The organism is Streptomyces sp. NPDC088915 (assembly GCF_044749825.1).
Taxonomy (GTDB): domain Bacteria; phylum Actinomycetota; class Actinomycetes; order Streptomycetales; family Streptomycetaceae; genus Streptomyces.
Map to the genome: position 1 here is coordinate 182,295 of NZ_JBIVIR010000008.1, position 12,859 is coordinate 195,153.

At 73.0% G+C, this 12,859-nt stretch carries 10 protein-coding genes; 8 read left to right on the forward strand and 2 right to left on the reverse strand.

Translation table 11 applies throughout. From position 1 onward, the window contains the following. Window positions 1-7 precede the first annotated feature (7 nt). Window positions 8-706: a maleylpyruvate isomerase family mycothiol-dependent enzyme gene (locus tag ACIP5O_RS16895; RefSeq protein ID WP_401293864.1), complete on the reverse strand. Its 699-nt coding sequence runs from the start codon at window positions 704-706 to the stop codon at window positions 8-10. A gap of 165 nt (window positions 707-871) precedes the next feature. Between ACIP5O_RS16895 and uvrA the strand changes: the two genes are divergently transcribed. Both uvrA and ACIP5O_RS16905 read left to right on the forward strand, forming a co-directional pair. Next, complete coding sequence (gene uvrA / locus ACIP5O_RS16900) at window positions 872-3,901, forward strand: excinuclease ABC subunit UvrA (RefSeq protein WP_401293867.1); 3,030 nt, start codon at window positions 872-874, stop codon at window positions 3,899-3,901. Window positions 3,902-4,155: 254 nt separating this feature from the next. Continuing rightward, window positions 4,156-4,599 (forward strand): Rieske (2Fe-2S) protein, encoded by a 444-nt coding sequence (locus ACIP5O_RS16905; RefSeq protein ID WP_401293869.1) that lies wholly within the window; start codon window positions 4,156-4,158, stop codon window positions 4,597-4,599. Between the two features lie 30 nt (window positions 4,600-4,629). On the opposite strand, the gene ACIP5O_RS16910 is transcribed toward ACIP5O_RS16905, so the two are convergent. Beyond that, window positions 4,630-5,559, reverse strand: a complete 930-nt coding sequence (locus ACIP5O_RS16910; RefSeq protein WP_356546355.1) for a hypothetical protein — start codon at window positions 5,557-5,559, stop codon at window positions 4,630-4,632. A gap of 226 nt (window positions 5,560-5,785) precedes the next feature. On the opposite strand from ACIP5O_RS16910, the gene ACIP5O_RS16915 reads away from it, so the two are divergent. The 6 genes from ACIP5O_RS16915 (at window position 5,786) to whiA (ending at window position 12,650) form a co-directional block, all read left to right on the forward strand. After that, on the forward strand, window positions 5,786-6,388 hold the full coding sequence (locus ACIP5O_RS16915; RefSeq protein WP_401293872.1) for a papain-like cysteine protease family protein: 603 nt from the start codon (window positions 5,786-5,788) through the stop codon (window positions 6,386-6,388). Further along, complete coding sequence (locus ACIP5O_RS16920; RefSeq protein ID WP_401293875.1) at window positions 6,385-7,320, forward strand: hypothetical protein; 936 nt, start codon at window positions 6,385-6,387, stop codon at window positions 7,318-7,320. The genes ACIP5O_RS16915 and ACIP5O_RS16920 overlap by 4 nt, the downstream gene beginning before the upstream one ends. Before the next feature lie 305 nt (window positions 7,321-7,625). Then, window positions 7,626-9,731 (forward strand): excinuclease ABC subunit UvrC, encoded by a 2,106-nt coding sequence (gene uvrC, locus ACIP5O_RS16925; protein ID WP_401293877.1) that lies wholly within the window; start codon window positions 7,626-7,628, stop codon window positions 9,729-9,731. Further along, window positions 9,728-10,648 carry an RNase adapter RapZ gene (gene rapZ / locus ACIP5O_RS16930; RefSeq protein WP_401293880.1) on the forward strand — a complete coding sequence of 307 codons (921 nt, stop codon included), beginning with the start codon at window positions 9,728-9,730 and terminating at the stop codon, window positions 10,646-10,648. The genes uvrC and rapZ overlap by 4 nt, the downstream gene beginning before the upstream one ends. Continuing rightward, window positions 10,645-11,670, forward strand: a complete 1,026-nt coding sequence (gene yvcK / locus ACIP5O_RS16935) for a uridine diphosphate-N-acetylglucosamine-binding protein YvcK (RefSeq protein WP_401293883.1) — start codon at window positions 10,645-10,647, stop codon at window positions 11,668-11,670. The genes rapZ and yvcK overlap by 4 nt, the downstream gene beginning before the upstream one ends. After that, complete coding sequence (whiA, locus tag ACIP5O_RS16940) at window positions 11,661-12,650, forward strand: DNA-binding protein WhiA (protein ID WP_030205188.1); 990 nt, start codon at window positions 11,661-11,663, stop codon at window positions 12,648-12,650. The genes yvcK and whiA overlap by 10 nt, the downstream gene beginning before the upstream one ends. Window positions 12,651-12,859: the final 209 nt, after the last annotated feature.

Consider the following 12,859-nt stretch of genomic DNA (forward strand, 5'->3'; position numbering starts at 1 on the left):
GCTCAGCCTATAGCGGGGGCAGGTCCGGGAGGCCGTCGCCGGAGAGGACGACGAGACGGGCGCCCTTGTCGCCGCGGCCGGACAGCCAGCCGAGCAGGTCGGGACCGGTGCCGGCGAGGACGACGGGAGTGCCCTCGGTGCCGCCGGTGTGCCAGGCGGGGCCCTCCTCGGGATCGAGGCGGAGGGTCACCGGGGGCACCCCCGGTCGTCCCGACCAGCGGTCGGCGAGGAACTCGACCTCCCGCAGCACGAACTCCTCCGGCAGGTCCTCCAGCTCGTAGCCGGCGCCCAGGTCGACGTGGTGCAGGGCCACCTCCACCCAGCGGCGGAAGGGGACCCGGGCCGCGCTGTCGGTGACGCCGTTGCGCAGCTCGACCGTCCGGCTCCAGTCGGCGGGCCTCTCGCCCACGGCCCGCAGCCGGTCGGCGCTCTCGCGCACGTCGGCGAGCTGCGCGTCGAGCGGGCGGTGCGCGTCGCGCTCGATGTCGGCCTCGCGGGTCGCGGCGTCCGGGTACATGGGGCGCCCTTCGAGGACGTTCACCAGGGCGTCGGCGTTGCGGGCGAGATGGGCGAGGACATGGCCGCGGGTCCAGCCCGGAAGCCGTGACGGCTCGGCCGTCGCGGCGTTGTCCCAGGAGGCGGCGGCGTCCAGGAGCCGATCGGTCGCCTCCCGCACGGAAACAAGGTCACGCTCGTGGTCGATCATGGCGCCGACCTTAGCGCCGACCGGGCCGGACCACTCGTTCGGGTGAAGCGGTCTCCGGACGACCGGAAATCGAATGCACGTGCTATACGCTCGATGGAAGCATCCGGCGCTCCCGGTTGTTGGTGTGTAGGCACATCCGCTCTCTCAAGAAAGGTGCGGACCGGCGTGGCCGACCGTCTCATCGTCCGTGGCGCTCGCGAGCACAACCTCAAGAACGTCTCCCTCGATCTCCCGCGTGACTCCCTCATCGTCTTCACCGGGCTCTCGGGGTCGGGCAAGTCCTCCCTCGCGTTCGACACGATCTTCGCCGAGGGGCAGCGCCGGTACGTCGAGTCGCTCTCCTCGTACGCCCGGCAGTTCCTCGGTCAGATGGACAAGCCGGACGTCGACTTCATCGAAGGTCTGTCGCCCGCCGTCTCCATCGACCAGAAGTCGACCTCGCGCAACCCGCGCTCGACGGTCGGCACCATCACCGAGGTCTACGACTACCTCCGCCTGCTCTTCGCGCGCATCGGCAAGCCGCACTGTCCCGAGTGCCACCGCCCCATCTCGCGCCAGTCGCCGCAGGCCATCGTCGACAGGGTCCTGGAGCTGCCCGAGGGCAGCCGCTTCCAGGTGCTCTCCCCGCTCGTGCGCGAGCGCAAGGGCGAGTTCGTCGACCTCTTCGCCGACCTCCAGACCAAGGGCTACAGCCGCGCCCGGGTCGACGGCGCGACCGTGCAGCTCAGCGAGCCGCCGACGCTCAAGAAGCAGGAGAAGCACACCATCGAGGTGGTCGTCGACCGCCTCACCGTCAAGGACAGCGCCAAGCGCCGGCTCACCGACTCCGTCGAGACCGCGCTCGGACTCTCCGGCGGCATGGTCGTGCTCGACTTCGTCGACCTCCCCGAGGACGACCCCGAGCGCGAGAAGATGTACTCGGAGCACCTCTACTGCCCGTACGACGACCTCTCCTTCGAGGAGCTGGAGCCGCGCTCCTTCTCCTTCAACTCGCCCTTCGGCGCCTGCCCGGACTGCACCGGCATCGGCACCCGCATGGAGGTCGACCCGGAGCTGATCGTCCCCGACGAGGACAAGTCCCTCGACGAGGGCGCCATCCACCCCTGGTCGCACGGCCACACCAAGGAGTACTTCGGCCGGCTCATCGGCGGCCTCTCCCAGGCCCTCGGCTTCCGCACGGACATCCCGTACGCGGGGCTGCCGCAGCGCGCCAAGAAGGCCCTGATGCACGGCCACAAGACCCAGGTCGAGGTCCGCTACCGCAACCGGTACGGACGGGAGCGGGCGTACACCACCCCGGCCTTCGAGGGTGCCGTCTCCTTCGTCAAGCGGCGCCACACCGAGGCCGAGAGCGACTCCAGCCGCGAGCGCTTCGAGGGCTACATGCGCGAGGTGCCCTGCCCCACCTGCGAGGGCACCCGGCTCAAGCCGATCGTGCTCGCGGTCACGGTCATGGACAAGTCCATCGCCGAGGTCTCCGCGATGTCCATCAGCGACTGCGCCGAGTTCCTCTCCCGGCTCACCCTGAGCGCCCGCGACAAGAAGATCGCCGAGCGGGTCCTCAAGGAGGTCAACGAGCGGCTGCGCTTCCTCGTCGACGTCGGCCTCGACTACCTCTCGCTCAACCGGGCCGCCGGGACGCTCTCCGGCGGCGAGGCCCAGCGCATCCGGCTCGCCACCCAGATCGGCTCCGGCCTGGTCGGCGTGCTCTACGTGCTCGACGAGCCCTCCATCGGCCTCCACCAGCGCGACAACCACCGGCTGATCGAGACCCTGGTGCGGCTCCGGGACATGGGCAACACGCTCATCGTGGTCGAGCACGACGAGGACACCATCAAGGTGGCCGACTGGGTCGTGGACATCGGTCCCGGCGCCGGCGAGCACGGCGGCAAGGTCGTCCACTCCGGCTCCCTGAAGGAGCTCCTCGCCAACGAGGAGTCGATGACCGGGCAGTACCTGTCCGGCCGCCGGGCGATCACCACCCCGGACGTCCGCCGGCCGGTGGACCCCGGGCGCCGGCTCACCGTGCACGGGGCCCGCGAGAACAACCTGCGGGACATCGACGTCTCCTTCCCGCTGGGCGTCCTCACCGCCGTCACCGGCGTCTCAGGGTCCGGCAAGTCGACCCTGGTCAACGACATCCTCTACACCCACCTGGCGCGCGAGCTGAACGGCGCCAAGTCGGTGCCCGGACGGCACACGCGCGTGGACGGCGACGACCTCGTCGACAAGGTCGTGCACGTCGACCAGTCCCCGATCGGCCGCACCCCGCGGTCGAACCCGGCGACCTACACCGGCGTCTTCGACCACGTCCGCAAGCTCTTCGCCGAGACGATGGAGGCCAAGGTCCGGGGCTACCTGCCCGGCCGCTTCTCCTTCAACGTCAAGGGCGGCCGCTGCGAGAACTGCTCCGGCGACGGCACGATCAAGATCGAGATGAACTTCCTCCCGGACGTCTACGTCCCGTGCGAGGTCTGCCACGGCGACCGGTACAACCGGGAGACCCTGGAGGTCCACTACAAGGGCAAGTCCATCGCCGAAGTCCTGAACATGCCGATCGAGGAGGCCCTCGACTTCTTCGAGGCCGTCCCGACCATCGCCCGCCACCTGCGCACCCTGACCGAGGTCGGCCTCGGCTACGTCCGCCTCGGGCAGCCGGCGCCGACGCTCTCCGGCGGCGAGGCGCAGCGCGTGAAGCTCGCCTCCGAGCTGCAGAAGCGCTCGACGGGCCGCACGGTCTACGTCCTGGACGAGCCGACCACCGGTCTGCACTTCGAGGACATCTCGAAGCTGATCAAGGTCCTCTCCGGTCTGGTCGACAAGGGGAACTCGGTGATCGTCATCGAGCACAACCTCGACGTCATCAAGACCGCGGACTGGGTCATCGACATGGGCCCGGAGGGCGGCAGCGGCGGCGGCGTGGTGGTCGCCGAAGGCACGCCGGAGGAGGTCGCCTCGGTCCCGGCGAGCCACACCGGCAAGTTCCTCCGCGAGATCCTCGGCGCCGACCGGATCAGCGACGCGGCGATCCCGGCGGCGCGCGGCACGAAGAAGACGGCCGCCAAGAAGACTCCGGCCAAGAAGACGGCGACGGCCGCGAAGAAGGCCGCCCCGGCGAAGAAGACGGCCGCCGCGAAGACGGCCGCGACCAAGGCCGCCGCCAAGAAGACGGCGACCCGGGCCCGCAAGGCCTGAACCCGGGCCCGCAGGGCCTGACCCGCCGTCCGGCCTTCCGGCAGGGCCCCCGCCCGGGGCCCTGCCGCACCGCCGCGCCCCCGCGCACGGGCCCCCGCCGTCACACCGGCGGGGCCCGCGCCGGGGGCGTCGCCGTATCCGCGCGTCCTCGTGCGCGTGGCCCCGGGCCCCCGCGACCGCGGAGCGGGACCCGCCGGTATCGTCGGTTCGGTCACCGCTGGGTGCCTTGTCCCCGATCTCACCGTGGAGTGCTCATGTCCGGCCAGTCCAGCCGTCGCACCGTACTGAAAGGCGCCGCCCTCGCCGGTGCCGCCGGGCTGGGGGTCGCCGCCTGCTCCACCGAGTCCAAGCTCGGTCACGCCGAGGTCCCGACCCCGACCGCCCCGGTCCCCCTCGGCGCCCCGGACGAGGTCCCCGTCGGCGGCTCCAAGCTCTACCGCGAGCAGCGCCTCGTGGTGAGCTGCCCCGCCAAGGGCCAGTACAAGGCCTTCAGCGCCCAGTGCACCCACGCCGGCTGCGTCCTCGACAAGGTCGAGGAGAACGAGGGCAACTGCCCCTGCCACGGCAGCCGCTTCGACGTGACGACCGGCAAGGCGCTCCGCGGCCCGGCCACCGTCCCGCTCCCCGAGGTCCCGATCCGCGTCGAGGCCGGCCGACTCGTCGCCGGGCCGGAGACCGCCGAGGCCCCCAAGGTCTGAGGGCCCGGCTCCCCGAAAAACCTCAGGCCCTCAGGACCAGTCCCAGTCGATCCCCAGGATCCCCGGGCGCACCCCCTGCTCCAGCAGGTGCACCGTGCGGTGGCGGCCGGTCAGGGTCAGCTCCGCGCGGCCGCCGCGCGGCGCCCCCGCCGAGACCTGTGCGAACCTCCGGCACCGCACCGGAAGCGCCGCCTCGTCGAAGCGCACCTGGAGCACGTACTGCCCGCCCGCGAAGCTGAACCCGCGCACGTACTCCCCGCTCGCCCCCGCCGTACCGTCCTCGAAGCCGTACGAGAAGAGGTACGTGTCCCCGGCCCGCAGCCGCGCGTCGAAGAGCAGCTCCGCGACCAGCACCCCCGTCCCGGCGTGCCACCGCACCCGCCCGGTCCGGCAGTTCTCCACCGCCCGCACCACCACCCGCGACGGATCGCAGCCCGGATCCCCGTGGTGGACGGCCAGATAGCGGTCCACCCCGTCCCGGTGCGCCCGCACCACGTGCTGGGACTCACGTCCCACCAGCTCCCGCCCCGCCCCGATCCGCACCCGCTCGTGGTGCCCCACCGTGTGCAGCCCCCCGTCCGTCGGGCACTCCATCTCCGCGAGCAGCTCCTCGACCGAGCCGGACGCCTCCACCAGCGAGCGGTACGAGCGGCCCGCCGGGCGCTCCACCTCGGACCGGGCGGCCGTGTCCTCCGAGAGCAGCCGCAGCAGTGAGTTCCCCGGGAGCTGGAGCACCTCCTCCAGGGCCCGGACGGCCTTCAGGGACTCCGGCCGCTGCGGGCGGCGGGCCCCCTGCTGCCAGTAGCTCAGGCTCGTCACCCCGACCCTGATCCCCCGGTGCGCCAGATGGTGCTGGACCCGCTGGAGCGGCAGCCCGCGCACGGCGAGCGCGGTGCGCAGCGCCAGGTGGAAGGGACCGGTGTGCAGCAGCTGCGCAAGATCGGCCTCGGTGTGGCTCACGAGGACTCCTCGGTGAACGTTCACGGTGGGGGAGCGGACCGTCGTACCGCCGGGGACGGGCGGGCAGGTGGGCCGGGGGCGTCCGTTCACACCCGGGCCACACCGTTCACAGTCCGATGTCATCCCGCATTGAAGCGTGTTGACCCGGACCGGACAACGGCAGATGCTCCTGACCAGCGTCCGGACGCGCTCCTCCACATCCCCGCCCCCACCCGGGAGGAACGCGATGCGCAGAAGAAAGCTGAACCTCGCGGCGCTCGCCGCGGCCGCCCTCTTCCTCGTCCCCACCACCTCGGCGTCCGCCGCGCCGGCCGGTGAGGACGCCTCCGCCCCCGCCCTGGCGGCCCTCGCCGCCAAGCGGCTGAACATCACGATGCAGGCCCAGCAGAAGACCAACTGGTGCTGGGCGGCGGCCGGCAACACCATCGCCACCTGGTTCGGCCGCTCCTACAGCCAGAACCAGTTCTGCAACGCCGCCTTCAACCGCCAGCAGGGCTACGACTGCCCCAACAACCAGGCCACCCTCGGCAACGTCCAGACCGGACTGAGCTGGGCGGGCATCAGCACCGGCTCGTACGTGACCGGCTGGCTGCGCTACCCCACCGTGCAGACCGAGATCAACGCCGACCGGCCGATCGAGACCCGCATCCAGTGGTCGAGCGGCGGCGGGCACATGCACGTGGTCTACGGCTACGACGACGCGAGCAGCTGGGTCTACTGGGGCGACCCCTGGCCCTCCAGCGACCGCTACAACTGGGCCTCGCACTCCTGGTACGTCAGCAACGGCTCCTTCTCCTGGACCCACTCGCTCTACCGGATCGGGGCGTGACCACCGTGACCACCGTGATCACCGCGACCACGACACGCGCGCGTGCCACCGCCGCCGGGCTCCTGACCGCCGCGGCCCTCGTCGCCCTCGGCACCCTCCCGGCGGCCGCCGCCGAGAGCCTGCCGTCCGCCCCCACCCCCGAGCGGGCCGCCTCCGCGCCGGGGACCCTGGACACCCTGTCCCGGTTCTTCGCCAGTGACGGGGCCGGGGCCGCGCACGGTGCCGGGACCGCTCGTACGGCGGGCGTCCCGGACGCCGGGGGCGCCCCGCGCGTCGAGGGCTCCTCCGTCCCGGTCCGGATCCTCTCCCCGGACTTCGTCGCCGGGAAGGCCGGCGCCCCGGTCGCCCGCGTCGAGTTCCGCGCCAGCCGGGCCGTCGCCCCGGACGGGCGGAAGGCCTCCCTGTGGACGGTCGAGGGGGCGGACGGCTGGCAGGTGGTGAACATCGCCACCGGCGACGACGAGATCCGGTACGCGGAGCAGGGCGGGCGCCTGCTGCCCGGCGGGCTCGTCTTCCGCGAGCCGCAGATCGACGCCTGGTACGTCCAGAAGGGCGCGAAGGTGCTCCCGCTGGACGAGGACGCGGTGCGGGCCGTCGGGAGGAACGGGACGAGCCTCGCCGCCTACCGGGAGCGGGTCGCCCGGGCGTACGGCGACAAGCTCCCCGGCTCCGCCTACGCGAAGAAGGGCGCGGCGGGCGGGTACGGGCCGCGGGAGGCCGCCGCACAGGCGGGCCCGGCACAGGAGGCCGGAGCGCAGGAGGCCGTGGCACAAGCGGCTCCCGCGCCCCGGGCCGCCCCGGCACCCCGTACGGACGGCTCCGGGACGTCCGCCGCCACCGTGGCCGGCGCCGGCGTCTCCCTGGCCCTCGCCCTGACGGCCGGGGCCGCGATACGCCGCCGCCGGGCGGCCGGGAACGGCCCGACGGCCTGACCCGACGGCCGGAGCCGGCGGCCGGTCCCGGGCCCGACCCGGCGGCCGGTCCCGGCCCGGCTTCGGCCCCGTCGGGCCTGATCCCGGCTTGGCCGCGCCCCAGCCGCGCCCGGCCCGGCCCCGCCTCGGCTCCCGCCCGGCCCCGCCCGGCCCGGTCCTGCCTGGTACAGCCCCGCCCCGGCCCGCGCAGGCCCGCGCAGGCCCGCGCAGGCCCCGTGCGGGCGGGTCCCCACCCCGTCCGCACCGGGGCCGGGCGCGGCCGCGCGCCCGTCGGAGTGTCGGTCCCCGCCAGTAGGGTGGGGACCATGGCAGACCCCTCCAGCTACCGCCCCAAGCCGGGTCAGATCCCCGACTCCCCGGGGGTCTACAAGTTCCGCGACGAGCACCGCCGGGTGATCTACGTCGGCAAGGCGAAGTCCCTGCGCCAGCGCCTCGCCAACTACTTCCAGCCGCTCACGAGCCTGCACCCGCGCACGGCCACCATGGTGACCACGGCCGCCTCCGTGGAGTGGACCGTCGTGTCCACCGAGGTCGAGGCGCTCCAGCTGGAGTACTCCTGGATCAAGGAGTTCGACCCCCGGTTCAACGTCAAGTACCGGGACGACAAGAGCTACCCGTACCTCGCGGTGACCATGAACGAGGAGTTCCCCCGCGTCCAGGTCATGCGCGGCCACAAGAAGAAGGGCGTGCGCTACTTCGGGCCGTACGCGCACGCGTGGGCGATCCGCGAGACCGTCGACCTCATGCTGCGGGTCTTCCCCGTCCGCACCTGCTCGGCCGGCGTCTTCCGGAACGCCGCCTCGGCCGGCCGCCCCTGCCTCCTCGGCTACATCGGCAAGTGCTCGGCGCCCTGCGTCGGCCGGGTCGGTCCCGAGGAGCACCGCGAACTGGCCGAGGAGTTCAGCGACTTCATGGCCGGCCGCACCGGCACGTACATCCGTCGTCTGGAGAAGCAGATGACGATCGCGGCCGAGGACATGGAGTACGAGAAGGCCGCCCGGCTCCGCGACGACATCGCCGCCCTGCGCCGGGCCATGGAGAAGAACGCGGTCGTCCTCGCCGACGCCACCGACGCCGACCTGATCGCCCTCGCCGAGGACGAGCTGGAGGCCGCCGTCCAGATCTTCCACGTGCGCGGCGGACGCGTCCGCGGCCAGCGCGGCTGGGTCACCGACAAGGTCGAGGCCGTCGACACCGCCGGGCTCGTCGAGCACGCCCTCCAGCAGCTCTACGGCGAGGAGAGCGGCGAGGCGGTCCCCAAGGAGGTCCTGGTCCCGGCGCTCCCCGAGGACGCCGACGCCGTCTCCGCCTGGCTCTCCGGCCGTCGCGGCTCCCTCGTCTCGCTGCGCGTGCCCCAGCGCGGCGACAAGAAGGCCCTGATGGAGACCGTCGCGCGCAACGCCCAGCAGGGCCTCGTGCTCCACAAGACCAAGCGGGCCAGCGACCTCACCACCCGCTCCCGGGCCCTGGAGGAGATCGCCGAGGCCCTGGACCTGGACTCGGCGCCGCTGCGGATCGAGTGCTTCGACATCTCGCACCTCCAGGGCGAGGACGTCGTGGCCTCCATGGTCGTCTTCGAGGACGGGCTGCCCCGCAAGAGCGAGTACCGCCGCTTCCAGATCAAGGGCTTCGAGGGCCAGGACGACGTCCGCTCCATGCACGAGGTGATCGGTCGGCGCTTCAAGCGCTACCTCGCCGAGAAGGAGAGGACGGGGGAGTGGGGGGACGGCGAGGTCCCGCCCGAGGACCCCGAGGACGACGGGCGCCCCAAGCGGTTCGCGTACCCGCCGCAGCTCGTCGTGGTCGACGGCGGACAGCCCCAGGTCGCCGCCGCGCAGCGCGCCCTCGACGAGCTCGGCATCGACGACGTCGCGGTCTGCGGCCTCGCCAAGCGCCTGGAGGAGGTCTGGCTGCCCGGCGACGACGACCCGGTGGTGCTGCCCCGCTCCAGCGAGGGCCTGTACCTTCTCCAGCGGGTGCGTGACACGGCTCACGACTTCGCCATCCGCTACCAGCGCTCCAAGCGGACGAAACGCCTCAGGACCGGGCCCCTCGACGCCGTCCCCGGCCTCGGGGAGACCCGGAAGCACGCCCTGATCAAGCATTTCGGCTCGGTGAAACGGCTCCGGCAGGCGACAATCGAGCAGATCTGCGAGGTCCCCGGCATGGGCCGGAAGACCGCGGAGGCGGTCGTCGTGGCCCTGGCCCGGGCGGCTCCCGCCGCCCCGGCCGTCAACACGGCGACGGGGGAGATCCTGGAGGACGACGTGGCTCCCGCCCCGGCGGCCCCGGCCGCCCCCGCCGTCAACACGGCGACGGGCGAGATCATGGAGGACGGCGCGGACGGCACGGCACGGCCGCGCGCGAACGGCACGACGAGCACCACCGAGAAGACGGAGCAGGACACGTGAGTACGGGCACCAATACGGGCACCAAGGAGACCCCCGGCGACAACGGCGCCGAGGCGGCCATTCCCGAGCTGGTGATCATCTCCGGCATGTCCGGGGCCGGCCGGTCCACCGCGGCGAAGTGTCTGGAGGACCTCGGCTGGTTCGTCGTGGACAACCTGCCGCCCGCGCTGATCCCCACCATGGTGGAGCTCGGCGCCCGCTCCCAGGGCAACGTCGCCCGGATCGCCGTCGTCGTGGACGTCCGCGGCCGGCAGTTCTTCGACAACCTGCGGGAGTCCCTCGCCGACCTCGACGCCAAGCAGGTCACCCGCCGGATCGTCTTCCTGGAGTCCTCCGACGAGGCCCTCGTCCGGCGCTTCGAGTCGGTCCGCAGGCCCCACCCCCTCCAGGGCGACGGCCGCATCACCGACGGCATCGCCGCCGAGCGCGACCTGCTGCGCGAGCTGCGCGGCGACGCCGACCTCGTGATCGACACCTCCAGCCTCAACGTCCACGAGCTGCGCGCCAAGATGGACGCCCAGTTCGCCGGCGACGAGGAGCCCGAGCTGCGGGCCACCGTGATGTCCTTCGGCTTCAAGTACGGCCTGCCCGTCGACGCCGACCTCGTCGTGGACATGCGCTTCCTGCCGAACCCGCACTGGGTCCCCGAGCTGCGCCCCTTCACCGGTCTCAACGAGGAGGTGTCGAACTACGTCTACAACCAGCCCGGCGCCAAGGAGTTCCTGGACCGCTACACCGAGCTGCTCCAGCTGATCGCCGCGGGCTACCGCCGCGAGGGCAAGCGGTACGTGACGATCGCCGTCGGCTGCACGGGCGGCAAGCACCGCTCGGTGGCCACCGCCGAGCGCCTCGCCGCCCGCCTCGCCTCCGAAGGGGTCGAGACCGTCGTCGTGCACCGGGACATGGGGCGCGAGTGAAGCCGTACCGCCGGCGTGCCTCCACCCTCACGGTGCGGCGCACGCTCCGCAGACGCGGCGCCCAGCCCAAGGTCGTCGCGCTCGGCGGGGGCATGGGCCTCTCGGCCTCCCTCGCCGCGCTCCGCCGGATCACCGGCGACCTCACCGCCGTCGTCACCGTCGCCGACGACGGCGGCTCCAGCGGCCGGCTCCGCGAGGAGCTCGGCGTGCTGCCCCCGGGCGACCTGCGCAAGGCGCTCGCGGCGCTCTGCGGCGACGACGACTGGGGCCAGACCTGGGCCCGGGTCATCCAGCACCGCTTCCAGTCCAAGGGCGAGATCAACGGGCACGCCGTCGGCAACCTGCTGATCGTCGCCCTCTGGGAGCAGCTCGGCGACCCCGTGCAGGCCCTGGACCTGGTCGGCCTGCTGCTCGGCGCCCAGGGCCGGGTGCTGCCCATGTCCGCCGTGCCCCTGGAGCTCCAGGCCCTGGTCAAGGGCCACGACCCGGCCCGCCCGGACGACGTGGACACCGTGGCCGGCCAGGCCACCGTGGCGCTCACCCCCGGCGAGGTGCAGTCCGTGCACCTCGTGCCGAACGACCCGCCGGCCGTCCCCGAGGCGGTCGCCGCGGTCCTGGACGCCGACTGGGTCGTCCTGGGCCCCGGCTCCTGGTTCTCCTCGGTGATCCCGCACCTCCTGGTCCCCGAACTCCTCGACGCGCTGGCCGAGACCAAGGCCCGGAAGGTGCTCTCCCTGAACCTCGCGCCGCAGCCCGGAGAAACCGAGGGCTTCTCCCCGCAGCGTCATTTGGAGGTTTTGGGGCGACACGCCCCTAAACTCGCCCTGGACGTGGTGCTGGCCGACGAGGCCGCCGTGCCCGACCGCGACTCCCTCGCCGACGCCGCCAAGCGGCTCGGCGCCGCGGTCGAGCTGGCGCCGGTCGCCCGGTCCGACGGCTCCGCGAAGCACGACCCGGAGCTGCTGGCCGCCGCGTACGACCGTATTTTTCGGATGCATGGAAGGATCGGCCCATGGCGATGACGGCAGCGGTGAAGGACGAGATCTCCCGGCTTCCCGTCACCCGGACCTGCTGCAGGAAGGCAGAGGTCTCGTCGATCCTGCGGTTCGCGGGCGGGCTGCACCTGGTGAGCGGCCGCATCGTGATCGAGGCGGAGCTCGACACCGCGATGGCGGCCCGCCGCCTCAAGCGGGACATCCTGGAGATCTTCGGACACAGTTCCGAACTGATCGTGATGGCCCCCGGCGGTCTGCGGCGCGGCTCGCGCTTCGTGGTGCGGGTGGTGGCCGGAGGCGACCAGCTGGCCCGCCAGACGGGTCTGGTCGACGGCCGGGGCCGCCCGATCCGGGGCCTCCCCCCGCAGGTGGTCTCCGGGGCCACCTGTGACGCGGAGGCCGCCTGGCGCGGGGCCTTCCTCGCGCACGGCTCGCTGACCGAGCCCGGCCGGTCCTCCTCCCTGGAGGTCACCTGCCCGGGCCCGGAGGCCGCCCTCGCCCTGGTCGGCGCCGCCCGCCGGCTCTCCATCGCGGCGAAGGCCCGGGAGGTACGGGGCGTGGACCGGGTCGTCGTCCGCGACGGCGACGCGATCGGCGCCCTGCTCACCCGGCTCGGCGCCCACGAGTCGGTGCTCGCCTGGGAGGAGCGCCGGATGCGGCGCGAGGTCCGCGCCACCGCCAACCGCCTGGCCAACTTCGACGACGCCAACCTGCGCCGCTCGGCCCGCGCCGCGGTCGCCGCCGGGGCCCGGGTGCAGCGCGCCCTGGAGATCCTCGGCGAGGAGGTGCCCGAGCACCTCGCCGCCGCCGGCCGGCTGCGCATGGAGCACAAGCAGGCCTCCCTGGAGGAGCTGGGCGCGCTCGCCGACCCGCCGCTGACCAAGGACGCGGTGGCCGGCCGGATCCGCCGGCTGCTCGCCATGGCCGACAAGCGGGCGCAGGACCTGGGCATCCCCGGGACCGAGTCCAACCTCACCGAGGAGCTGGACGACAGCCTGGTCGGCTGAGGCCGGTAGCTTTTCGGTCAACTCTTCCCTGCCGGTGCGTTTCTGACGCACCGGCAGTTCTTTTCCCGGTGGGCGCGACGCGCCGGGAGGCACCCTTGACGCCCTCCGGGGCGCCCATGAGTCTGTCGTCTGTCCATCCGCGAGACCTGTTCCACCCGCGACACCCGTTCTACCCGCGACACCCGTTCCACCCGAGAGACCCGTTCCAC

Bases quoted from the DNA above. Each gene is read 5' to 3' on its own strand.
- ACIP5O_RS16895 (WP_401293864.1), bottom strand. From the start codon at position 706: ATGATCGACCACGAGCGTGACCTTGTTTCCGTGCGGGAGGCGACCGAT.
- ACIP5O_RS16905 (WP_401293869.1), top strand. From the start codon at position 4,156: ATGTCCGGCCAGTCCAGCCGTCGCACCGTACTGAAAGGCGCCGCCCTC.
- ACIP5O_RS16915 (WP_401293872.1), top strand. From the start codon at position 5,786: ATGCGCAGAAGAAAGCTGAACCTCGCGGCGCTCGCCGCGGCCGCCCTC.
- uvrC (WP_401293877.1), top strand. From the start codon at position 7,626: ATGGCAGACCCCTCCAGCTACCGCCCCAAGCCGGGTCAGATCCCCGAC.
- whiA (WP_030205188.1), top strand. From the start codon at position 11,661: ATGGCGATGACGGCAGCGGTGAAGGACGAGATCTCCCGGCTTCCCGTC.